Origin of the sequence: Kordia sp. (assembly GCF_965224175.1) — a bacterium.
Lineage (GTDB): Bacteria > Bacteroidota > Bacteroidia > Flavobacteriales > Flavobacteriaceae > Kordia.
Map to the genome: position 1 here is coordinate 799,146 of NZ_OZ245041.1, position 23,791 is coordinate 822,936.

General features: G+C 29.4%; 16 protein-coding genes. 4 read left to right on the top strand and 12 right to left on the bottom strand.

Annotated features, from left to right (window positions below; all coding sequences use genetic code 11):
- The first annotated feature begins 200 nt into the window (after positions 1-200).
- Together ACOQOS_RS03780 and ACOQOS_RS03785 are read left to right on the top strand one after the other, a co-directional pair.
- A complete protein-coding gene (locus ACOQOS_RS03780) occupies positions 201-413 on the top strand; it encodes a hypothetical protein (protein WP_420573631.1) in 213 nt (70 codons plus the stop codon).
- Between the two features lie 222 nt (positions 414-635).
- On the top strand, positions 636-827 hold the full coding sequence (locus ACOQOS_RS03785) for a hypothetical protein (RefSeq protein ID WP_420573632.1): 192 nt from the start codon (positions 636-638) through the stop codon (positions 825-827).
- 86 nt (positions 828-913) lie between these two features.
- Here ACOQOS_RS03785 and ACOQOS_RS03790 read toward each other — a convergent pair whose 3' ends face one another.
- The 10 genes from ACOQOS_RS03790 to ACOQOS_RS03835 form a co-directional block, all read right to left on the bottom strand.
- The gene (locus tag ACOQOS_RS03790) at positions 914-1,084 is read right to left on the bottom strand and encodes a hypothetical protein (RefSeq protein WP_420573633.1); all 171 of its coding nucleotides are present in this window, start codon (positions 1,082-1,084) and stop codon (positions 914-916) included.
- Between the two features lie 111 nt (positions 1,085-1,195).
- Complete coding sequence (locus tag ACOQOS_RS03795; RefSeq protein ID WP_420573634.1) at positions 1,196-2,875, bottom strand: helix-turn-helix domain-containing protein; 1,680 nt, start codon at positions 2,873-2,875, stop codon at positions 1,196-1,198.
- A 240-nt stretch (positions 2,876-3,115) separates the two neighbouring features.
- The gene (locus ACOQOS_RS03800; RefSeq protein WP_420573635.1) at positions 3,116-4,066 is read right to left on the bottom strand and encodes a phosphoribosylaminoimidazolesuccinocarboxamide synthase; all 951 of its coding nucleotides are present in this window, start codon (positions 4,064-4,066) and stop codon (positions 3,116-3,118) included.
- 173 nt (positions 4,067-4,239) lie between these two features.
- The gene (locus ACOQOS_RS03805) at positions 4,240-5,589 is read right to left on the bottom strand and encodes a hypothetical protein (RefSeq protein ID WP_420573636.1); all 1,350 of its coding nucleotides are present in this window, start codon (positions 5,587-5,589) and stop codon (positions 4,240-4,242) included.
- Positions 5,590-6,878: 1,289 nt separating this feature from the next.
- Positions 6,879-7,592 carry a hypothetical protein gene (locus ACOQOS_RS03810; protein ID WP_420573637.1) on the bottom strand — a complete coding sequence of 238 codons (714 nt, stop codon included), beginning with the start codon at positions 7,590-7,592 and terminating at the stop codon, positions 6,879-6,881.
- A complete protein-coding gene (locus ACOQOS_RS03815; RefSeq protein ID WP_420573638.1) occupies positions 7,546-14,019 on the bottom strand; it encodes an ATP-binding protein in 6,474 nt (2,157 codons plus the stop codon). The genes ACOQOS_RS03810 and ACOQOS_RS03815 overlap by 47 nt, the downstream gene beginning before the upstream one ends.
- 14 nt (positions 14,020-14,033) lie before the next feature.
- The gene (locus ACOQOS_RS03820; protein WP_420573639.1) at positions 14,034-14,801 is read right to left on the bottom strand and encodes an HNH endonuclease signature motif containing protein; all 768 of its coding nucleotides are present in this window, start codon (positions 14,799-14,801) and stop codon (positions 14,034-14,036) included.
- Between the two features lie 762 nt (positions 14,802-15,563).
- The gene (locus tag ACOQOS_RS03825; RefSeq protein WP_420573640.1) at positions 15,564-16,301 is read right to left on the bottom strand and encodes a hypothetical protein; all 738 of its coding nucleotides are present in this window, start codon (positions 16,299-16,301) and stop codon (positions 15,564-15,566) included.
- Entirely contained in the window at positions 16,301-17,077 is a 777-nt protein-coding gene (locus ACOQOS_RS03830) for a PoNe immunity protein domain-containing protein (protein WP_420573641.1), read from the bottom strand. The genes ACOQOS_RS03825 and ACOQOS_RS03830 overlap by 1 nt, the downstream gene beginning before the upstream one ends.
- 17 nt (positions 17,078-17,094) lie before the next feature.
- Positions 17,095-19,137: a hypothetical protein gene (locus tag ACOQOS_RS03835; protein WP_420573642.1), complete on the bottom strand. Its 2,043-nt coding sequence runs from the start codon at positions 19,135-19,137 to the stop codon at positions 17,095-17,097.
- Positions 19,138-19,342: 205 nt separating this feature from the next.
- Between ACOQOS_RS03835 and ACOQOS_RS03840 the strand changes: the two genes are divergently transcribed.
- Positions 19,343-19,768, top strand: coding sequence for a hypothetical protein (locus ACOQOS_RS03840; protein WP_420573643.1), 426 nt, complete (start codon positions 19,343-19,345; stop codon positions 19,766-19,768).
- A 4-nt stretch (positions 19,769-19,772) separates the two neighbouring features.
- On the opposite strand, the gene ACOQOS_RS03845 is transcribed toward ACOQOS_RS03840, so the two are convergent.
- Positions 19,773-19,934 (bottom strand): hypothetical protein, encoded by a 162-nt coding sequence (locus tag ACOQOS_RS03845; RefSeq protein WP_420573644.1) that lies wholly within the window; start codon positions 19,932-19,934, stop codon positions 19,773-19,775.
- A 350-nt stretch (positions 19,935-20,284) separates the two neighbouring features.
- Positions 20,285-20,434 (bottom strand): hypothetical protein, encoded by a 150-nt coding sequence (locus tag ACOQOS_RS03850; RefSeq protein WP_420573645.1) that lies wholly within the window; start codon positions 20,432-20,434, stop codon positions 20,285-20,287.
- A gap of 689 nt (positions 20,435-21,123) precedes the next feature.
- Here ACOQOS_RS03850 and ACOQOS_RS03855 point away from each other — a divergent pair.
- Entirely contained in the window at positions 21,124-23,781 is a 2,658-nt protein-coding gene (locus tag ACOQOS_RS03855) for an N-6 DNA methylase (RefSeq protein WP_420573646.1), read from the top strand.
- Positions 23,782-23,791: the final 10 nt, after the last annotated feature.

Sequence of the window (23,791 nt, forward strand, 5' to 3'; positions counted from 1 at the left end):
CACTATATTAGGGGAAAGAAAAGGCTTCTTGATATTTATCAGAAGTCTTTTTGATATAAAAACGCTCCAATTATTTTATACTACTCCTATATACAAAATACATTTGCTTCCCCAAGCATAAGTACTGTATGCATATTATATTAAAAATGGTGTTACCTGAAAAACCTAAATAGAGTAAGGAAAAATCAAAACTTTATATCATGAAAAAAAACATTTTAAACATTCAAGGAGTATCTGAAATTTCCAAAGCAAAACAAAGTGAAATTAACGGTGGAGCTGGATGGGGTTTTGGAGGAATAGATTTATCAAAATGCGGATGCGATTGTGCAGGACGTGTTACAGGACCTTTGTATTGTCAGAATTACTTTGGATGTCTACAAGTTTATACTTGTAATGACAGCCAAGAATCTTAAAATTTGAGTTGTGTACTCGATAATCAAGATTTAAATGCTGAAGCTTATGCCGAAATGCTTTTAATTGTTTCCGTTCAATGCTTCGTATGCTCACCCAAAGGTAGTTGACTTTTAACATTCAAATCATTATCCCAAAAGATACTACTGTATTGCATATTTATATTAAAAATGGTGTTACCTGAAAAGCCTAAATAGAGTAAGGAAAATTAAAAACTTTAAATCATGAAAAAAAACATCTTAAACATCAAAGGAGTTTCTGTTATTTCGAAGGAAAATCAGAGCCAAATTAATGGAGGTGGAAGTCTCAACTGTGGATGCGATTGTGCAGGACGCGTAACTGGAGGTATTAAATGTTACCTTGCTAATTTTGCATGTCCGCAAGTCTATACTTGTGATGACAGTCAAACTTCTTAAAATTTGAGTTTATTTACTTGTTATTAGGAAAGGCTTCTCATTTAATGATGAGAAGCCTTTACATACATACATTTTTATTTTCTGAATTAACTTGCTGCTGTGCTACAATCTGCATCAAACGAAGTTGATTGTGTTCTTCCTCCTTTTGGTGTTCTTGATTCGTCTGCGGCACAATCAATTTCACCTGTTTCTAATCCTCTTCCCACAATCATAAAAGAGTCTACTTTTGCTATTTGTATTTTTTTGAGGGATAACATTTTTCGCTGGGTTTTCATGATGAGTATATTTATTAGTTTTATTCAATATACACAACTGTATGTTATGAATGTTACAACATGTCTTGCCATTTTATAAATTGAACAACCTTTTTATCGTATTTTTTTCAAGTAAGTAGAAGGATTCTCACCTGTTTTTGCTTTGAATGCTCTTGAGAATGATCCGTGGCTTTTATAGCCAACTTCTTTGGCAATTGCTTTGATAGTGTACATACGAAATTTCTTATCATTTTCTAATCGATCTAACGTATATTGAATACGAAGATTGTTTAAATATTCCGTAAATGTCATCTTTTTGTGCGTATTAAGTAGACTAGATAAATACGTTGTATTGGTCTCAATCTTTTTAGCTGTAGCATATAAGTTATACTTCGGATTTAAGTAAAACTCTTGTGCTTCTAGGTGTTTTAATTTTTGAAGAATTTCATCGACAGTTTTATCGCTTTTAATTGCATTTTGAGGTTCTTTTTTGTCTTTCTTCTCTATAACTTCATCTTGCTTTTCTGTGATGTTATTTTTGGTTTTCTTGTTGTTAAATTGTCTGTAAAGTAAGAACCCAAATATACCAATGACTGTAATAGCAATACCTAAGAAGGTATAAAAACGTTTTTCATCTTTTTGATGTTGTACTTCAAATTGATTCTTAATCTTTTCAATTTCGTATTGTGTAGCGGTTTGAAAGACAGTTGCCTTGTTTTCATTTGCAAGAATACTATCACGCATATCTGTTGACTTTTGACGATAGATTGATTCTTGTTCAAACTGTTTTGTGCTTTTATACACTGCTGCTTTCAACAATAAAACATCATAATAATCACCTATGAGTAAGTGGCTTGACTGAAAACGTGTTTCTAAATCATCCAATAAAGCCAAAGCTTCTTTAGGTTCACCTTTTTGGAAATGATAATCTGCCAATAAGTATATGATCTTAGAAATTTGTTTTTCGTTTCCTAAATCATCAAATATGGTTTTTGATTTGGTTAAATTTTCATGAGCTGCGGTAAAGTCTCCTTGTGCAGTATATGTTTTTCCTTTTAATTCAAATAAATACGCTTTTCCTTCAGTATCGTTAAAGTAATTTGCAATAATGATTCCTTTATCAATATACAGCATGGCAGAATCTAAAAGTTTTTCGGCTTGATATGCCTTTGCTAGAAACATATGATAGTTGATATAATCTTCTACATAATCAATAGAATCTTTCTCTATCAACTTTTCCTCTTCTATTGTAGTAATAGCGTCTTTAAAACTTGTTTTGGCTTCTGTAAAGTTTTTTAAATCTAAGCTTAAAATCCCCATATTCCCATGAATATTAATAAGTTGCATAGTGCGCTTGTTTCTTTCAGCAACTTCATAAGCATTTAATAGTATGTTTCCAGCTTTGTATTTATTTCCTAACTCTATTTCTGTAGTAGCTATAGCGATTTGTGTTTGAATATAACGTGCGCTGTCTGCATCATCAGATATATGTTGTAGCGCTTTCTCATATTCAGACATGGCATCTTTGTAAATTCCTCTGCTTTGATAAAATTCACCCAAATAGAAGTGCGAACGATATATATGGACAGAATCATTGAAGGTTTTTGCTTTGTGGTAATACTCCATACGAAGTTGCATGATAGAATCGGTTTCAATTCCTTGATGATCCAATACCAATTGTTCAGCCTTTTCAAGAATTTTGACAACATCACTTGTATTTTTTTTTGAACTTGACTTCGAACAAGAAAAAAACACAAAAAAACTGAGTATATATATGAGTAAAAAACGATTCATTTCTGGTAAGTTATATCTCTAGTGAAATATACTTTTTTTAAAAATATGACAAAGAATTAATGCTACTTTTTTTATAATAACAACAAATAGTTTGTGTAGAAGCTAAAATATATCTCTAGAAAATTATTTATATCTCTTCTAAAACAATAAAATTAGATTTAAATCTACACAAGTTTCATAAAAAAAGCGAACCAAAGTTCGCTTATACAACTGTAAAACAGTCAATTATTTTATAAAAATCTATTTTTCTAAAAAAGAAACTACATTCGTTTCTATTCTGTTTAGAATATCAGAAACATCTGCTTTTTCAAAGTTTTCTCCTGTAATATTTTCATACAATTCTATGTAACGATCTGATACTGAATCAATGTATTCATCACTCATAAAAGGAACTTCTTGTCCTTCTTTTCCTTGAAAACCATTACCAATTAACCATTGACGTACAAATTCTTTCGATAATTGCTTTTGTGGTTCTTGTTTGGCTTGTAGTTCTGCATAAGTATCTGCATAGAAATAACGAGAAGAATCTGGTGTGTGAATTTCGTCAATCAGTACGATTTTACCATCTTTTGTTTTTCCGAATTCATATTTCGTATCAACCAAAATTAAACCGCGTTCTTTGGCAATTTTAGTTCCTTCTTCAAATAATAAACGCGTATATTTTTCTAATTGAATATAATCTTCTTCAGAAACAATTCCTTTGGCTAAAATGTCTTCACGAGATATATCTTCGTCATGTTCGCCCATTTCAGCTTTGGTTGCTGGAGTAATAATTGGTGTTGGAAATTGATCATTTTCAATCATTCCGTCAGGCATTTCTACTCCGCAAAGCATACGTTTGCCAGCTTTGTATTCGCGTGCTGCATGCCCCGACAAATATCCTCTAATCACCATTTCTACTTTAAAAGGTTCGCACATATGACCAATAGCTACGTTTGGATCTGGTGTGGCAATCAACCAGTTTGGTACCAAATGTTCGGTAGCTTGCATCATTTTTGTTGCGATCTGATTTAAGATTTGTCCTTTGTATGGAATTCCTTTTGGCATTACGACATCAAATGCTGATAAGCGATCGGATGCAATCATAACCAATAAATCATCGTTAATTGTATATACTTCACGTACTTTTCCTGTGTATTTTGCTGTTTGATTCGGAAAATTAAAGTTCGTAGCAGTAATTGTGTTGCTCATTATTGTTGTGTTGTGTGTTTGTTGTTTGTTGTTAACTGTTGGTCAGTTTTTTGATTTCTAAAATTTAAAATTGTAACCCCTTAAATTTGATTCACTTACTCCTATTTTTCATTAATTCACATTTTCTTTATTTTCACAGGAGTACCGCCAAAGAGTACCGTTTTACTATTTTTTTAATCTTCAAATATATCTAATTCTTTAATAGCTTTGTCTACGATTCGCTCATCAATATAGTGCTTTTTTAGTACAGTATCTGTTGCGTGCGAAGATAGACGTTTTGCATCTCCTTTCAAAGTCGAAGATAAATATGTCAAGTATGTTTTTCTAAGACATTTAAACTTCAATTCTCGCCCTGTATTTAGTTGATTGTAAAAATGTGAAAATCCTAATGACAAAGCTTCATTCATTGATTTGGTTGATGAAGCTGTTCTTTTATCTGGATTTAAAAGGTGTCTATCCTTTCCTTTGTTCATATTATATCCCAAACGAAATAATATCGCTTTTAAGCTTTTTGTTACAGGAATAATCTTCGGTGGAACATCAATGTCGAAACGAGTTCCTTTTTTTCTTTTTACTTTTAGATTGGGAACTTCTATATAAATAGGTTCGCCATCTTTCTCACGAATCATATTCCATTTTAGTCCGACAACTTCTTCACGCCTACCTCCTGTATGCAAAGCAAGTTCTAAAGCATCTTTTAAATATAGTTTATATCTATTACGTTTGTATTTCCCTTTGATTTCTATACCATTTTCAGGTTTTATAATTTTTAATAGATTTTTAAATTCATCTTTTTTGATCGTATCACGTCTTACTGCTACAGGAAGCAGTCTAACTTTTTCAAATGGGTTCTTCATATTAATAGTATACTTATCAATTGCCCAAACAAAAAATTTCTTTACCGCAGTCATTTTTCCATTGTAGGTAGCTCCCCTGTAATTCTTATCAATTAATAAGTAATCATGGAACAGACCAACATGCATATCGCCAATACGATTAATAACTAATAGCTTTTTATTGATGTTATGTTTTGCTAATGCTTCATTGAATATTTTTAAACAGTTTACAATTTCATTTTTTCGCTGATCGGACAAGGTATTTTTTTGATGTTCGGGAACATCAATGTTATCTAAAAAATCTATATATCGTAGTTGTATATCAAATAGATATTGTCGATTTCTAATTTCAATCGGTTGTCCTAAGCCTTGTAATTCAGCTTTGAATTCTTTTTCGAAATCAATTGCTTGAATTACCGCATCTGCATAATTGGTAGCATCGTGTGTTCTACTCGCTTTGCGTCCATCACTTCCAGGTACATGCAACCGAGATTTGTACCGATGCTTTTCAAAATTCTTGCAGGTTGAATAATTTTTGCCTGTTTCCCCACATGTAGGTTCTTCTTTTACTTTTTTTGTATTTCGCAAGACTGTTTTTCGTGTCCATGAGAAATGTTTTTTACAGACATGACAGTAAATAAAGAGTCCTTTGTGTTTGTTGTTAGGCATGTGCTTTCGTTTTGCCATACAGTGTTCTCCTTTGTTTTTAATTTTAATTGCGTTATTAAATTCTGTTTGGGAATAGGAAGTAATTCACACATCGCTTTTTCAATATGTAATTACCATGCTAATCACTTTTTTTTGATGTTCTCTAAAACATCACGAAAACAAAGTTTTGAAATAGTAGCTACATATCATTTGTTCGATATTTGTCCTTGAACAAATGAAAAATATTAAAATACTGGTTATCTATAACTTACATTTTTCAAGTGCGACAATTAAGTACAAATCAACATCGCTTTAATTGATAGTTAAGCTTTCATTATTTTAATTACTATTCCAATTCAATGATTTGAAATACTCTCTAAGGTATTATGTGTGTAAAGATTTGGATTAAATTTGGAATATCATTTGTAAAATTTTGTGCAATGCACACAAAAAGTAAGAATATATTGTAGGAATCAATTAAAAGAAAGATTTTTCCCTTTATAAATGAAGTGTATTTACAGAATAATCAATGAATATTTTGAAAAATATTTTAGATTTAACACGTATTTTACATTTTTATTTTTTTTCATCCTACACACAACTAAATAGTAGACTCAAAAAGAGGAAAAATTAATTCTCATCATTAAAATATTCAGTTATGATTTGAATTTAAAAATTTGCTCATCATTTAGAGATTAGAGGGATAATCGAGCTTATCGTTTAACAATTAGCCAAAATGAAAATCAAAAATAAATTGATTGTGTTATGAAAATATGATAAATCTGCTATTGGAAATCTGCTCATCACTTAGCAAATAGTGGGATAATCGAACTTATCGTTTAACGATTAGCTGAAATGAAAATCAAAAATGAATTGATTGTTCTATGAAAATATGATAAATCTACTATAGGAAATCTGCTCATCACTTAGCAAATAGTGGGATAATCGGACTTATCATTTAACGATTAGCCAAAATGAAAATCAAAAATAAATTGATTGCGCTATGAAAACATGATAAATCTACTATTGGAAATCTGCTCATCACTTAACAGTTAGTTGGAAAATTAAACTTATCGTTTAGTAATTAGCCAAAAAAATTGATTGCTTTATGGAAAATTTAAAAAATCTACCATTAAAAATCTACTCATCACTTAACGATTAGCTGGAAAATTGAACTTATCGTTTAGCAAATAGTTGAAAAGAAAAAATTGATTGCTTTATGGAAAATTTGAAAATATGACATAGAAATCTACTCATTACTTAGCGATTAGTTGGAGAATCGAACTTATCGTTTAGCAATTAGTAGGCTATAACTTAAACTGTGTAAATTAAGTTTCATCTTCATTCAACTTGTTGAAAATTTGATCTTTCAATTTTTGAAATTGTGTTTTTTCTTCTTCTATTAATTTTTCAATTTCATCGAAAATATAGTTAAGTCTCTCTTCTCTACTTACATTTTTTTTAGGATAATCATTCATATCAACTACGCCAGATGAAAAATCAATTTTTGCCATTGAATTTAGATGCCTTATTAATTCTTTTTCTTCATCGGATAAAAATTCTTCGTGATTTTCAAGCCATTCATTATCTTTTAACAATAATTCTTTATGTAAATTGGCTTCCATAGAATGATAAAAAATCTTTTCTGAATTGTTCTTAACCTTTTCAACAAAATTTGACCAAGGACTATCTCCTGAAATTGATCTATATTTGATCCATCTAGGGATTATAGATACAGTATTATTTTCCTCTTTTTTAATTAATCTCAATATTTTAAGAAATTCTTTTGCTCCTTCCAAGGGTTTCTGAATAGGTAACCTATCTTTTTTCTCCCAAATCTTTAAAATCAAATTACAACATTCTTCTTGCAATTTAACTTTAGCTTCTTCTGATTCACAACTTTCTATCTTTACAATTAATTCTGATAAATAGTGAGCCATCCATCTTGATAAGGTATCAGTTGTATAATCAAGATGAAGTTCTGAAATTAGTTTTTCACCTAATTTTATAATCTCTTCCGCGGAGTGTTCTGACTGTGCCATCTTGTTTTATAAGATAAATTTTAATATTATTTGGTATTTCTAACTCTTTACGATCCATTCGATAAACTCTTTTTTCTAATTGCCTCTCTATTCTACATTCTATAATCATACATTTGTTGATTCTTTTTAAAAATTCTAAAATAAAAGAGATATTTACTCTTAGTTCAACTCCATCACTTTGTACATCATCTCTATACTTATATTCGGTTGTCTCATTCCAGTGTTTGTATTCAGAAATTAACTCACTATTAAAAAATGCTTTTTTAAAAAAATTGTCATAATCAATATCAAATAAATCTAAGACACATTTCCCAAAAACGATATAATCTTTTCCAACATCTCGATAAAAAGGATCATCTAAATCTAAGCCTTCGTGTTCATATGTAGGATTATTTAACCAACCCAAATATTCAAATCCAAAATCTTTTATTTCAAATCTATGCTCATCACTTTCAAATGGAATTGCATAATCATAATGATCCTTAGCTGTTTGAAATGCTCTTAATAGTGCTTCTGAGCCCTTATCTGAAACTAAAGCCGATCTTATTGAAACAGATTCATAGTTTTCTCCAAAATATCTACTTCCCCCTCTAAAAACTATTAGATAATTTTTATTGAAATAATGTCCAAAACCTACTTCTAAATCATATTTTTCCTCTTCTATATTGTCTCTCCATTTTTCATCAAACTTATCAAATTCATTAACCCAATATTTTTTCTCTAATGGCAAAGCATCCCTAGAGTCAGATAACCAGTAATCTTCCCACGTATTTGATTTTGATGCCAACCAATAATCCCAAGTTCCCCAGTCTCCATCATATTCTGGCTTTACTAACGGATATTTTTGAAGAAGATCATTTGCTGCGCAAAACATAGCATGGTACTCAAAGTATGTTTTTAAAGTTTCAACGGTGGGGATATTGCCTTTTCTGTTGCTTGTGAGTTCATAATAATTTCTTTCATTTCTTAGATTATCTCTTACATAATCTTCTTTGTTAGGGTTTCCTTTATAACCCCATTTTCGATATATATATTTATCTGCGATATCAGCAACGCTGTTTTCTGAAAGAAAAAAGGTTCTGCTTAATCCTTTGTATAAATAAGGTAATGTATCTAAGGCATCAAAATTAAATTTCCAATTAGTGTTAAATGATATTTTTTTATTTCTTTTTTCTAATTCATCTCTACTAATTTTTTCAAAAGGGCTTATTAAGATACTTTTAATTATTTTTGATTCTTTATTAGTATACACTTGATTGTCATAAGCAATTAGATTTTGACAGGTCTTTTTGATAAAACTTCTTATTAATACATGAGGTAAATCTATATTTAATAATTCTTTGTAAAACTCACTTTTGAATGGAATTAAGGCTTTTGGATTTTCTTTAGATGTCCTCTCAAGCGCAATCCACAAATATAATTTTGCAGATATCCAATAAAACATATAGTCTTTATTCTGAAAAGGATGGCAATCTTTTTCATTTTGAGAATCAAGTAAATTTTTTATAATTTCTAACTCTCCCACATTAATTAACTTTCTAATCGAATGTATTGCCAGCCATCTACTTCTTTTGTCTGGATATCCTAATACAAATCTTAAAACTTCTGATATTAGTTTATTTAACGATTCTGGAGGAAGTAATTCTTTATTCCATTTACCATCAGCAATATTGTCATCAATTACAGAGTTCCAGTTTTTTAAAACCCAAGAAATTAAATCTTCATTCTCTTCTTTAGTGAGGCAGTTATTAATTAAATTGAAAACTCTATAGATAGACTCATCTGTTAAAAGCTCTATCTTTTCTGGTAAAATATTCATTAATATTCTTACCATATTTTCATTTGCCATACAAAATAAATCTGCAAACTCCTTAATTTTCCAAACACTTAAATAATTATCATCATTAAATTGATTAAACCATGTAAGTAAAACATAACGAAAATTATTTTGCATCCATTTTTTTACTCCTGGATGAATCTTCCATTCTTTAATACGATCTTTAAGTGCGCTTTCAAAAGAATAGAAATTTAAGACTTCTGGAGAAACATTAACTAATGCTTCTAATTGGTTTACATAATCTTTAGGATAACATTTATTTTTTATTTCTGATAAGAAAGAATTTATTGGCTGTCTATGATAATGTTTTTTATTAGTCTCTACTATTATAGTTTTAATCGAATTCTCAATATCTTCAGCAGATAAAATATCTATTGATTCAATATCTATATTATGAGGATAGCTTTCTTTAGAAAAAATACTTTTATATTTAGTCTCTTTTCCCTTTTTTGCAACTTTTCTAAACTCAATGTACTTATCAAAATCAACTAATGTATCTTCTTCTAGAAATTTATTGTCTTTAACTTTTAAATAAAGTGCTTCTAGTAGTGAACTTTGTTGCCCTAATCTTAGATCTCTATACGTAGTTTTTACAAAGTAAGATTTATTATCAATATCTCCTTCGTCATTATAACTTTTAATAATATTATCATACAACTCTACTAATTCATAATAATAATAATAATAATAACCATTTAAAGTCAATAATGATCCTGCAACTCGATGATTAATAGTTTTATTTTTTAAAGCTATATTCAGAAGCGGAGAAACATATCTATCTATATCTATAATATTCCTATGATGCCAACGACAAAGAATTGTAAAAGCTGAACTTGGATCTAAATTGAATATTCCTTTTAGACCATCTTTGTACGGAAAGTGTTTTTTGTCATAGTCCCCAAGCTTGATGTCCGCATATTCAACAAAACGAGCATATTGATAAGCTAATTCAGGATTATATTTTGGAATCCCTTGTTCGCTTAATTCATAAATACATTTAATTTTTTCAAACGCTTCATAATCTATATCTGATACAGCTTCTATTGCTTTGTCAAAATAGTGTTTACCTGTTTCTTTATCTATTTTAGATCCATACAAAGTACATTCGAGATATAGTTCTGTAGTTTCAGTTGCAGATAATAGACCTTCTTCAATGTACTTGTCGATTTCATCCAATAATTTTAAACATGTTGCGTGATATTTTATGAAGTGTGATATTTTATTTAAAATTTTTAATCTTAATGAAATTCTATTGGATTCATCATCTTTAAATGAATTCAAGATTAAATCTACATGTTGATTTTCTAGTCCTATCAATAGTAGAAAATCAAGAATTCGGCTAGCCAAATAATTCAGATAATCTTGCGACCTGTAATTATAGTGCCTAAATTCCCAGTCCTTTTCAATATTTGTGCATATTAGACTAAACTTTTCTATACATTCCTTATGGTTTAACCTGCCTGTTATTTTATCAGCTTTGATTTGAAAGATCGTTAAGGCATGCCGAAAGAATCTGCTAAAATCTTTTTTATCATCTTCTACACTTCTTCTTTCATCATAATCTTTAATCTGCTCTATATCTTTAAACTTATCAGGGTATAAATTTTCTAATTGTACGGTTTGTCCATTTAAAGAAGCTAGTAAAACATTTATCCTTAAATTTATATCGAGTTCTATTTCAGAATCTTTATCGGTAAAATATTTATTTGAAAAACTAGGCACTCTATCCAATTTTTCATATTCGACTTTATTTAAAATTTCAATTATTTTATCCTTATCGACTTTATTTTCAAAACTTATAATTTCACAAAAATCAATAATTGATGAATAAAAAATTCTTTTAAATTTCACTTTCTTATTTAAAACTTTCAATAAGAATGAGACAAGTAATTCAGTTTCAAAACCGTCTATATTTATACCAAACTTAAATAGCTTATTAATAATGAAAACTTGGGTTGCAAAAGGGACTTTTAATTCTTTTAGCCAATTCTTTATATCCTCCTTTTTTGAAAATAATAAAATATTATCAAGTAAATAGTTTCCAGATGAAATTCTAACTGATTTAGGTGACCATCTGCTAAGTGACTCAAAAGCCTTTATAGGGTCATTTGTCAATCTTAATATTGCTTCTGTTTCAAAAGCAATATCTAGGCTACTTATAGGATAATTTCCTAATTCGTCTTCATTAACTGAGTTATGTCTCCACGATAACCAATTATGTGCAATTTTTAAATGTTTTCTTGCTGTCTCTACAGTAAAAGAGTTTCTAGAATACATACCTGCCAACTTGAGATGGAATGACCCTCCCCAAGATTTTTCTTCAGAATTGCTAGTTAATTTATTTAGTGAAGTTTCATCTCCAAACATAATTACCAAGTCTGGATTATCAACCAATAGCTTGGTCAGTGCTTTATCAGTTTTGGATTCTGCTGCTGCAATGAATAAAAGCTTAAAAAATGTTAAGTTATCTGTTTGACTGTCTGCAACTCTCATTGCTAATTTCGCTCTATCTATATAAACCTCTTTATTCCTAATCGGATCAGTTGGATATAATCTATATTTATTTTCAAGAACTACCTCTTTAAGATCTTCTTTTAATCCAGCTTGAAATAAGGTATCTGCTAAGTTAATAGAAGCATATTCATTGTTCACTGCTTGCTCTTTGAATAACTCTGCTATATTTTTTAAGTCTGAATTTGTTGGCTTGTATTTTTCTCTGATATAATTTTCAAAATCTTCATCTCTAAAACTAAACTTGTTATCATCTAATATCAATCCATGCCATATGTCTGCTGATAAGTCTTGCAAGAATTCGTCTTTGACAAATAAAATCTTTGACAAAAATTCAAGTGGTACTGGTCTAGGCAATGTAATAAGATTTGAAAAAAACTTTGTAATTAATTCATTACCATTATTTCCTATTCTCTTAGAGGCTTCGTTAATTTTCTCTTCAATTAAGTCCTCTACAATTTTACCGTTAGGCTTTAAATAATTGATTACTTTATCTATATCAATACCTTCTTTTTTCAGATCAATAGCATACGATTGTACACGAGGGATACCTTTAGTTAGAAGATGAAAATCTTCTATGTTCTTTGTTGTACTATTTGGAAAAAAATATTTTAAATGCTTTTCCGTTTCATTAAGAGTAAATGGAGAAATTTCAATATCTATATACTTGGATGGTAATTTAAGACTCCCCTTTCGGTAAGTCCGTGTGGTAAATATTAATTTACAATCTTCTGAAAATTGTTCTTCTAATAAATCATGAACAAATGAATTTTCTTTTCTCCTTTCAGCAGCTGTAATATTATTATCAGCAGCATCAATTATAATTACTAGATATGCTTTTTCATTTCTCCCTTTAAGAATTTTAATTGCATCATTAATTCTTCTTTTAAATTCTCTAAGGTATATATCTTCGGATTCATTTCTATTAATTAAAAAGTCTATACCGATCTTTTTCGCTATCTCATTTGTAATTTGAAGTAAAGCATTTTTATGTAAATGCCTTCTATCAGATGGATCTAAATATGAACCGTTTCCATAACAATCAAAAGTTATACATTCACAAAATTTAGGAATTGAATCTCTTAATTGTTGTGTTAATGTAGATTTTCCAACGCCAGCACCTCCATGAATACAAATTGGTAAACCATTACTTTCTTCTATTTGAATTAATATTTCTTGGAGTTGCTGTCGTTCTACTCTTTTTGATAGATTTTCAAAATGTTGGGAAACAGGAAATAAGTTTTCTAAACTACCATTAGTAAAACCTAGACTAGCAATTATGTCATACAAAGTAAGTTTTACATTGTTTTTTGACTCAGGCATCATTTTTTTCCAAACTAGCCTTGATAAATTGTTAAATTGATCTCTTGAAGAAATACTTGTATTGCTAATAGATACGATCAAAGCCCTTTCTAATTGATCTCTAGAGTTTGCTCCACAATCTTCAAAATCTAATAAGCTTATAAAGTCTGAGAATTCTGTCACTTTTAACTCTGATGCTTTTAATAACTTTTGAAAAGCACTTTTATAAGATTTTAAATTCTTAAGGATAGAATTAAAACTTCTTTTTTTATCTAATGGTAATAAAGCTTTTTGAACATTATGAATTGCTTGTAATTGAGAACTATTAATATCTCTATTACTTACTAGCTTAATTTTAACTTTTTCTAAAACTAACTTTCTACCAAACTCTTCGTTAAGAGTCTTATAAATACTGGCAAATCTATGAATAATTGAACCTCTATAAGAACCACTTTTCTTTCCTTTATATAAGCTTGAAAAAGTCCAATTCTCACTAGCTCTTCTAGTACTATACTTTAATTGAGAAATTACTAAGCTATCAGCATCTATAAAATTCTCACCTCCATAATATTCTACTAAATCAATACCTAATAACTTTTCTCCATAAGGATCTGTTTTTAAGGAAAGAGACCTCTCAAGGTCTTCTATTCTTATTGCCTTTAAACCTTTAGGATCAAAGTTTAGCAGTTCTAACGATTTCTTGATTGTCCATAAAATATGAAAATCATCACCTGCACTTGACAAATCAGCATCTGGAATAGTTTTTTTCTCTATCATTATTTTTTGCAACTTTAAGCTAAGCCATAATAAGTTAATTTATCATAATCTTCTTTAGTATTTAGAAGAATTTTTGGTATTGATATATTAAAATCATTGTTAAAACAAAATTCAAAAAAAAGAACATATTTATTAAATGGAGGTTTAAACCTATCCATTGAATCATGATATAATTCTACTTGGAATTTAAAAGCTCTACCTTGAGGGACTTCTATCTCTTCTTTTAATATAGTATTTGTTCTCTCTGCATCATCTGGTAACTTTATTTTATATTTTATTAAAGGTCTTAAAATATTTGGGAGTGGAATATCTGGTCCTGCTAATCCTATTGGGAGTCTTTTAACCCTAGTGATTATGTTTGTTAATAATACAGTTTTACTAGTTTGATTAATGAAACTAAAATTAAATATTGGAAAAAGTGACTTCATTTTTACAGCTTCAAAAGCATTTGAGACTCCTTCTATTGGCAGCCAACTACAATTTTCTGAGTCGACATTAACTGAAATGAAACGAATTTTATCTGTTCTATATTTTAGTTTATTTTTAACTTCTTTAACTTGATTGGTTATGATGTCTCCTTTTGTTATTTTAGAATGACAGGTTGGACATAGTAATAATAAATTTTCTATAGTATTGTTAGATGGATTTTCATCAATATGATGAATTTCAAAATGTCCTACATCTTCATTTTCACAAAAAGGACAGGTAGAAGAGATTTCTTTTTGTAACTCGGCTCTAACTTTATTTTTCTGTGGAATACTTTTTCTTATTTTATTTGACATGTAGTTGTATTACTATTCATTTCTCATATTTTTTGAAAAATATTTTGATTAATAATATACAAATTATGTACTTAGTTTTTTACGGATTACCGTAAACTTAAACCTTTATAGATATTATTTTTTTGAGTTGAAAATAAAAAGCTCCAACAATAACTGCTAAAGCTCTTGGATAAAAGAATAATTCTAGTTTTACGATAATTGGGGATTCTTTAGGTAAATTATACTTTAGACTACAAATAAAAATAAAATGATATTACACAAAAAATGATTCCGAAAACTATCGCAGTACAGAAACCTACAATAAACCAACCGAAATATTTTATTCTTTGATTATCCATTTTATTAGTATTACATGTTTAAATATTTTATAAATTTGCTAAATGGCAAGACGATAAGTTTTAACTTTTCCTTTATCGCCTTGCACTAAACAACAGGATTTACCTTAAAAAACACGTCTTGAATAATAGACACTTATAAATAGTGTCTGCCTAGTAATTAACTTAATTGAAAAAATGATATTCTTGACGTGTTATTAATAATTATTTTTCAATTCATCTTCAATTTCTTCATCAACTTTATTAGACCTTTTCTTTGTTTTTGGTTTGACTAAAAAATATATAATTCCAATTATCACAAATATTTCGAATATGAATATCCCTAGTAAGTACTTCGTTTGAGTTTCCATTATATCACTTTTTTGAGTTTATAATGGCTACTAATAGTATTGTAGTTATTAAGATAGTTAGGGGATTATAATTCTTCTTAGAGGTCAACATTTTTTACTCTCCAAATTATGAATTCTGTCATGATTTCTTTCCTTGGTTTTTTTGTGATTTCTAATGGATAATATTTTCCGAGTATTTGCTTGTATCTACTTATTGGATTATAATTAAGATTAATCTCCTCAGTTACATATAATTCAAAATCATAGAAAGGAAAATTTGGATTATGCTTAGATTTCTGTCTCATCAAAACTTTAAAACATTTGTAACCTAATATCAATTTAGTTTCATTCCTGTATTCAATTAGTTCATAGTTTTTAGGAACAGAAGGTAATTTGATTTTTCTCCTATTTACTATTTTATATTTGTTGGTACTTTTGGTTCTTACTACAGCACTGATTTCAAGAGTTTCCCTGTTGATTTGATCGTATATTTCTGTGTCTTTTTCTTTTATATATTCACACTCTGTTCTTGACTCATAAAAATTCTTATACACATCTAATTTGTAACTACATTTCATAGTGTCACCAAATACTGCAAATTCAGATTTAGGTATAGAATTAATAAAATCATCTGTTTTTTCAGAATCAATATTGTTTTTTACAAACTCTCTTAATTTTCTTTTGTTTTTTACAATCTCGGCTTCCGAAGGTTTTAAATGTTTATTACCAATAAACTTATAAGATTCAAAAACTAAAGAGCCAATTTTTGGTTGGTCTTGTGAATACAAAGAAAAAACTGTGATTAATAAAAATAATAGAATAAGCTTTTTATTCATTACACTAAATCTTTTGGATAATATTGATTATCTATATAACTGCTATCATCTAACCCCATGATTTTAGTTATCGCTGCTGCTTCAAAACACCAATAACCCACATATGTATTATGCGGATTATTGTGTTGATTATGTAAAGGTGTTCCTTTAAAAGAAGAATACCATTTTTTGTCAAGAAATAATTTCAACATTTCTTGTGCTTTTGATTTATCATCTACTAAAATAACTTCCTTTAATATTTTGTAACGTTCGTTTACGTGAAAGAACTTAGAATAGCTTTCTTCTAAAATACTTTTCCTGTCCGACACTAAATGATTTATAAAAAATTCAAATAAAGAATCTTTTACTTCATCGCCATCAATAAACTTTATGAGCTTCAAAACATATTCTTTTGGTATATCTAATAATATTCCCAATGATAACATTTTAGTAAAATCCAAAAAACCTGAAAAAGTATATTGATTAAGCGAAATAATTTCCTTTTTTGAATTAGTATAAGTCATATTCCAAGCTTTAGACTCCCATATTTCATCCATTAATTCAATAGCATTGACATAATCAGAAATTACTTTTTGAGAGTTCATATCATCACCTCTCGAATACCTAGCGATTAGATTATTTTTGTACAACCCTATTCTAAATTGTTTGACATTAGGCTCTCTGTCACGTGAGACTTTGCCATTGACTATTCGATCTATATTTTTCTGTATTAGCTTTTCTCTTTTATCAATCGATGATAAGAAGTAATCATAACTTTTTATTTTATCTCTCAACATATTTGCTATTTTTATATTTATGGATACCAAATTTCGATAATTTCTCCCGCACTATCTAATATTTCAAAATAATTTGTACCGTCTGGTAATATCCTACTCACGATCCTTTTATAGCCTGTAGCTATTATATCTTCTGCTAATTCTTCACCAACAACTGAAACCAATCTGCTATTACCTGTTATAGTTCCCTCGATCCATGCATCACTCATTTGCCTTCCGTCAATAGTATTACCTAATTGAGAAGTACCATACTTACTTTCAACAATTAAATACTCTCCAGTTTGCGGGTTTTTAAATACACCATCTATCCCATGACTCAAAGGTTCGTCAATATTTGTTATTCTTGCATGTTGTGGCTCATACCCCAACGAAGTAAGATTAACATCTGTACGCATTTCTCCATAGTTTCCTTTTCTAATCGTATTTCCAAATTCATTTAAATCCAATGTTCCGTCTAAGACATCATCAACATTTTTCTTTTGTGATTTAAAGATTTCATCCATGTACTTATACACGGCTTCCGCTATATCAACAGCTTCGTCTGCATTCCTTAAAAATCTAACAAGTTTTATCAAATTATCTGCTCCAACAAAATCTAAAACAATAAATGTACCTGCAACTGCTCTACTAGATTCAGCATTGTCAAAGTCTTTGCCAGTAATCAGTATTATACCATCCTCTGTGAATGTAATGTAGCGACCTACTATTCGTAAAGTGCTTGTTAGAGTTGTTTGTAGTAAATGTTCTATATCACAATAAATACAGTCAACCTCTGTTGAGTCTGGCGGCATACGATATGTGTACCATCTACCTTCCATATCTTTACGATCGTCTTCTGTTGCTCCCGCAATTTGATTAATTTTCACATAGTAATAATTCTCAGCTGCGTAATCTTGTGATGCTAATGTGTTTCCGTCTGTTGGATTAATTATTCTTCTTATTGTAGATTCGCATAGTGTATGTCCATTGGCTAGTTTGTACATTGTGTAAATACCGCCACCTTCTGATTGATCAAAGCCATCATAAGCAGCTATGTATGTCAAAGCTTCTTTTCCATTAATGACTCCCGTTCTTGTATAATCCCATTCAGCACCACCAATTGATTCAGCCTGTATCGTTAACTTAACTTCTTCCAAAGCTTCTTGCGACCAATTATTTTCATTTAGAAATTGTTCTAATTCAGCTCTCCTAAATGGATTATTTTTCAACCATTCTTTCATGTCATTTGAAAGTCCGTCAATGCTTAAACCAATAGACATTCGCGGAACAGTTGGTACGACAACAGGTGAGTTTTCAGGATTTCCCTGAGAACCTCCACTACTCACATTTGACGGGTCTGTTATATAATCAGTAGCCGACGGGTCACCACTTCCCGGAGTTGGCACGTCTGCTAAGGTAGGTTTATCATCGTAACAAACTGTGGTTGTAACATACCAATAGAATCCTGGTGTACAATCTCTTCCCCCCAAATGTATATCTCCATGCTGACCTTCGTCATAATCACAATATTTTGTAGTAACAGTTATGCAATCAAGTACGTTGCTATTCTTTAAGTTGTCCAAACTGCCATCATAATCAATCAGTTCGGAAATGAAACTTCCTTTAAATGGGGTTTGCTCATCCAAATAAACTTCATCTATATATTCATCTGTTGGTTCATAATTCAAGATAAAAGCTTCTGTTTCTTCTACATCGCTAAAACTTACTATAAGATTACTAAATGTACCTGTTGGTTGATTATTCTTAATTATTGGTATAGAATAGGTAGTATTTGAACCTATCTCTTGAATAAACATGTCTTGATCGTAGAGGATATCAAAACCGTTGTTAGCTTCTAAAGAAGATTCTTTTGCATTTGTTGTTGAACTTCGTCTATTTTGTAACTTCTCAACATAGGTAGAAAGTTGACTGTAGTTTTTTAATTTTCCTTTCTTAATCTCGGAACTTTCTTTTGGGGAAATAAGTTCATCCGTTTCGTCTGTTTGACAGTTAGAAAGGAAGATCGAAATCCCAAATACTAGGATTCCGATTTTCAAATAATTTACAATTTTTTGCTTCATAATGGTTTTTTAGAATTATTTATTAAAAAGCAATACAGTTTCAAGGAAATAGGAGAATCTCTAAAATGTAACAAACATCATTCTATGAAAATGCAATAACAGCTTTTCATGAATCTTCAGGTTTTAATTGAGGTTCCATGTTTTTTTCATAGATTTACAATGTAACACATCAAAAATAGTCTAAATTTAGACTTTATCAAATAAAATGGACAAAATTTTATCTCCAATAAAGAGCAGAGTACTTCAATATATTGATAGTCAAGGACTAACAAAGAAAAGTTTTTTTGAAAAAACAGGGATTTCGCCGTCAAATTTTAAAGGAAAAGGTGCTCAAAGTGAGCTAGGAGGTGATAAAATCGTCACAATTTTGACTGTTTATAAAAATATAAACCCTTATTGGTTACTTTTAGGTAAGGGAAACATGATGAGTGAATTGTCCGAAACCTCACAAATCGAATTAGAAAATAATGGTGCAATAGAGACAATAATAGCTAGCAGTGTAGTTAAACTTGTAGGTCCTTTACTTGATGATATGCGAACAGATATTAAGTTACTTGTAAAAAATATAGGAGAACTTAGACTTGATTTTGATGATTACACAGAAGAACAAGTTGAAAAAGAAAAAAAATAATTAGTTATTTATTATTTTCACTATCAATAAAATCTACAACAGAATCTCCTAATGCTTTTAAAGCTTTCCTGAGCATTTTTTTAATTACTTTCCTTTCCTCGCAAGTATAGTCTTTCTTATTTTCTAAAAAGAAGTCGATCTCTTTTAAAATATTCTTATTGCTCATTACTATATTCCTTTTGCTTTTTGTTAAAATAAAATATGATTAAGGCTATAAACAATAATAATGAAAGTATGAACTTCAAATTGAAGTCGTTGTAAGTAGTCGCTTGCAAACTAAATATTCTTATCAATAATTGATATGTTGTCATTAAGATTGGCAACCAAATTACAAACCGCCATATTTTACCTTTGGCAAGCGCGTATACAAGAAACCAAACTAATAAAAATCTCAATTCAGAATTTACTGTGTAAAAATATACCCGAAGGGATGATTTTCCAATTTTACCACTCCCTTTGGGTATAAGGTCATGCAAATATATAAGTAATGTAGTTAGTATTATAAATACTACTATCTTATATATCGTCGTCCGTGATTTCGCCGTCTTCAATTCCTTGTACATTGTCAATTGAGTCTTCTTCTGCTATTGAATCTACTTCTGTACAGCTATAAGTGCTGAAAATAAGTAATATCAATAACGCTAGATAATAATTTCTTGTGTTCATAATGTAAATATTTTAGATTTTTGTTACACTCAAATCTACTATTTACATAAGAAAAACAGAAATTTACATACAGTTATTAGTCACTCTTACATTATTAAAATGTAAGTATTAACAACAAACATAGTAAATTACACTTACAAAACATATGTTTGCAGGGTAAAAATATTGACCTTTTTAAGTTAAAATTAATTCTTTAGAAAAAAATAGTTTCAAACCTTACGGTTTTCCGTAAACAAACTTATTTGTTCTTATAGTTGCAATAAAATACTTTTTGTTATTATCATGATGTTTATAGCTTTTGAAGTAAGTTTTTAAAGTCTTATTTTAAAATCACTAATAGTCTAATTATTTCTTCCTAAAACTTTGTGTACTACACAAAATTTCACAAATGATTTTCCAATTCCCCTTCATAGCTTAGTGTTTTCAATACTAAGCAGAAAAAAGCAGGAACATTGTTTCGGTATAAATTATAGAAAAATAGGATTTGAAATTTATTTTTTGTCGTTAAAAGTAATTTTACTATGATTACATAAAATGTAAAAAATCCAATGTTTACCTATCATTTGAAAGTATTTTTTAATAATAAATTAAAAATATCTCAGCCCTAATTGTCCGAGTGACAAAAGTTGACAAATGATTTTTGAATAGTGCTTTTTAGCTTAGTGTTTTCAATACTAATTTATTAAAATATGAATGTACACGTAACACACAATACAGCTAAAAACGGAATTGAAATTGTATTCTCAAATCCTCTTGAAAAAGAATTAATTACATTCTTGCAAAAATTAGGATTCAAACACTTTTTTAAAGATGAAATGAAATGGTATGCTGACTATCATCCAGCATACGTGCGCTTTGCGCATGATCTTAAAAAAGCAATAGAAAATGACAAGGATTGGAAGTCTATTATCATATTTCCTACTTACAAACCAAGCTTTGAAAATATTGATCATTTAAAGTTCTGTATTGTAGATGTTAATATTAGATGTAATGATGAAATTATAGAAGATGAATATGTCATTTTTGAAAATTACAAAAGAGTTGCTATGGTAATTGCTGAACGGTTTGCTAAACATACTTTTAGGGATTATTTAGATTCAATTACTATTTTCCCTCGCAACTATAAAGAAAGAGCAAGAACGTTATTGCGATTTGAAAAAGTCATTGACATAGATGAATATGGAAATTTCATTCCTATTAAGTTTATGGATTCTTTAGTAGAATTGGTCGAAGATATAAGAAAACGTAGAATTACTGACAATTCAGTTGAGATAAACAATACTATTGATACTAATCAGATTACCGAAGCAGGTATTTTGGAAGACCAAACTGATTTTGATAAATTATTGATTTTAGAAGTGATCGATAAATTAGTATCTATTGAACAAACTACTAAAGTTACTGATACTCTATTGATTCAAACGTTAATTACAGAAATTGAAGAAGCTTCTACTATTGATTTAGAAACGCTTCGTCAAGATAAACTCAAACATATCATTCGATTGTATAAAGAATGGCTTGAAGACTTTCCGAATTGTTTTAAAGCAAGTGTAGCCATTGCGATGCATCCACTACTAAATTTTACAAAAGAAAGTTTAAAAAATAAATCGTTTGCTACTGACCTTGTCTTTGATAAACATCAAGTGAATAACATACTTGTTCCTTTGTATGTACATGAATGTTTTCAAAAAGGGTCTATTCCATTGCAACACATTACAAAACTAAAAATTGAATTTCCCAAGTTATTTGATGTGACTATTGAAACATTAGATACAGTAACTGAATTTGAGCTTTTTGAAGTTACACAACTTAAAAATTATACTGATTTAAATATCAAACTCAATGAACGTGAACTGAATAGACATTGGCAAATTAACGGCTTTGATCTTCTCAAAAAAATCGGATATCCTACTGATTTACAATATCCTTACGTAAGTTTAAGTAAAGGATATATTTTATTGCAAACACTCGATCATATCTTACACGAAAAAAAGCAAACACATCCTTGGTTGTATTTGATACAGAACTTTAGACCCATTGCTGATCTAACCAAAGGAATTAACATCATTGATCGGAAAACAAATAAATTATCTAAAAAATTAGACTATTTAAAAACAGGGCAAAGCTTAATTGATATTTCTTATACCGAACATGTGAAAAAGCGTGAGCATATTCAATCGCAAGTAAGCAGTTTGTTTGCATCAAGAAAATGTATTAAAACCTACATTGAAAATATGCTTAATAAACAGCTTGACGAAATGGATTTTGTGGATACTGATGATGTGAATTATGAGCCGAAAATCCCCAAATTTCACTTTGATATTTTTGTTGCAGGCATGGGTCTTCTATACTACAAACATAAAAAACCAACACTTTTACAAGTGGAAAGTTTAGGCGAACAAAAACAAGTGCCAAATGATGAAATTCTTGGAGAAGCTATTGAGATAAGTGCCATTGATTTTTTTAGAAGTAGATACCTTCATGATGAAAATTATGTTTGGATAGATGGAATGCGTCATTTTTGGCAAAACTTACAATTCGATAGACGTTTTGTGGATGGTAAACAGCGATTTGAACATAGTCATATACTACCCTTACCTATCGCGATGATGATTGCAAGATATTTACAAATGAATGAAGCCATTACTATATTTGATCCCACCGCAGGAAGTGGGAATTTATTGGTTGGAGCAAATGAACGTGTCACACACGCCAACGAAGTATCTAAACTAAAAAGAAAATCCCTTGACTTTTTACGTTTTAAAACCATTACAGATTACAACCCATTTGAAGCAACTCCAAAAGAAATGCACAAATCCTTTGATGTAGTGGTCTGTAATCCGCCATATATCAAATCAACAAAAACAAAGAATGAAAAACTCGATATTGCAGAAGAATATTTAGAAAAAGCATATTTTTTAGCGAGTCACTTGCGTGAACAGGCATTTATAATTGCACTTTCTTTACTAAACTTAAAGGATAATGGTAAAGCTGTCATCGTATTAAATGGACATATCTCTTTTGATGAAGAAGGAAAAATTAAATACTACCGAGATTTTCTAAATTGGCTTTGTAAATATTACCATATTCGTGACATTATCAACTTAGACAGTTCAATTCTAATTAAAGATACTACTAAAAACCAGAAAAAAATGGTAGTGCTTATTAACGGACGAAAAGAAAAACCTTCATACGAAACACCTACAAAAGAAAACCAACCACACCTAGCTGATGTGACTGGTTCATTGTATGATCTTTGGGAGCGTTTTAAAAGAAATCGAATCCCAACTATAGACATTATTATTAAACAGCTTCAAATTGCTGTAAAACGGAATGAAAAGAATTAAAAAAGTCTAA

Bases quoted from the DNA above. Each gene is read 5' to 3' on its own strand.
- ACOQOS_RS03815 (WP_420573638.1), bottom strand. From the start codon at position 14,019: ATGATAGAGAAAAAAACTATTCCAGATGCTGATTTGTCAAGTGCAGGT.
- ACOQOS_RS03780 (WP_420573631.1), top strand. From the start codon at position 201: ATGAAAAAAAACATTTTAAACATTCAAGGAGTATCTGAAATTTCCAAA.
- ACOQOS_RS03790 (WP_420573633.1), bottom strand. From the start codon at position 1,084: ATGTTATCCCTCAAAAAAATACAAATAGCAAAAGTAGACTCTTTTATG.
- ACOQOS_RS03805 (WP_420573636.1), bottom strand. From the start codon at position 5,589: ATGGCAAAACGAAAGCACATGCCTAACAACAAACACAAAGGACTCTTT.
- ACOQOS_RS03845 (WP_420573644.1), bottom strand. From the start codon at position 19,934: ATGAGCAATAAGAATATTTTAAAAGAGATCGACTTCTTTTTAGAAAAT.
- ACOQOS_RS03855 (WP_420573646.1), top strand. From the start codon at position 21,124: ATGAATGTACACGTAACACACAATACAGCTAAAAACGGAATTGAAATT.
- ACOQOS_RS03840 (WP_420573643.1), top strand. From the start codon at position 19,343: ATGGACAAAATTTTATCTCCAATAAAGAGCAGAGTACTTCAATATATT.
- ACOQOS_RS03850 (WP_420573645.1), bottom strand. From the start codon at position 20,434: ATGAACACAAGAAATTATTATCTAGCGTTATTGATATTACTTATTTTC.
- ACOQOS_RS03820 (WP_420573639.1), bottom strand. From the start codon at position 14,801: ATGTCAAATAAAATAAGAAAAAGTATTCCACAGAAAAATAAAGTTAGA.
- ACOQOS_RS03800 (WP_420573635.1), bottom strand. From the start codon at position 4,066: ATGAGCAACACAATTACTGCTACGAACTTTAATTTTCCGAATCAAACA.
- ACOQOS_RS03835 (WP_420573642.1), bottom strand. From the start codon at position 19,137: ATGAAGCAAAAAATTGTAAATTATTTGAAAATCGGAATCCTAGTATTT.
- ACOQOS_RS03785 (WP_420573632.1), top strand. From the start codon at position 636: ATGAAAAAAAACATCTTAAACATCAAAGGAGTTTCTGTTATTTCGAAG.
- ACOQOS_RS03830 (WP_420573641.1), bottom strand. From the start codon at position 17,077: ATGTTGAGAGATAAAATAAAAAGTTATGATTACTTCTTATCATCGATT.
- ACOQOS_RS03795 (WP_420573634.1), bottom strand. From the start codon at position 2,875: ATGAATCGTTTTTTACTCATATATATACTCAGTTTTTTTGTGTTTTTT.
- ACOQOS_RS03810 (WP_420573637.1), bottom strand. From the start codon at position 7,592: ATGGCACAGTCAGAACACTCCGCGGAAGAGATTATAAAATTAGGTGAA.
- ACOQOS_RS03825 (WP_420573640.1), bottom strand. From the start codon at position 16,301: ATGAATAAAAAGCTTATTCTATTATTTTTATTAATCACAGTTTTTTCT.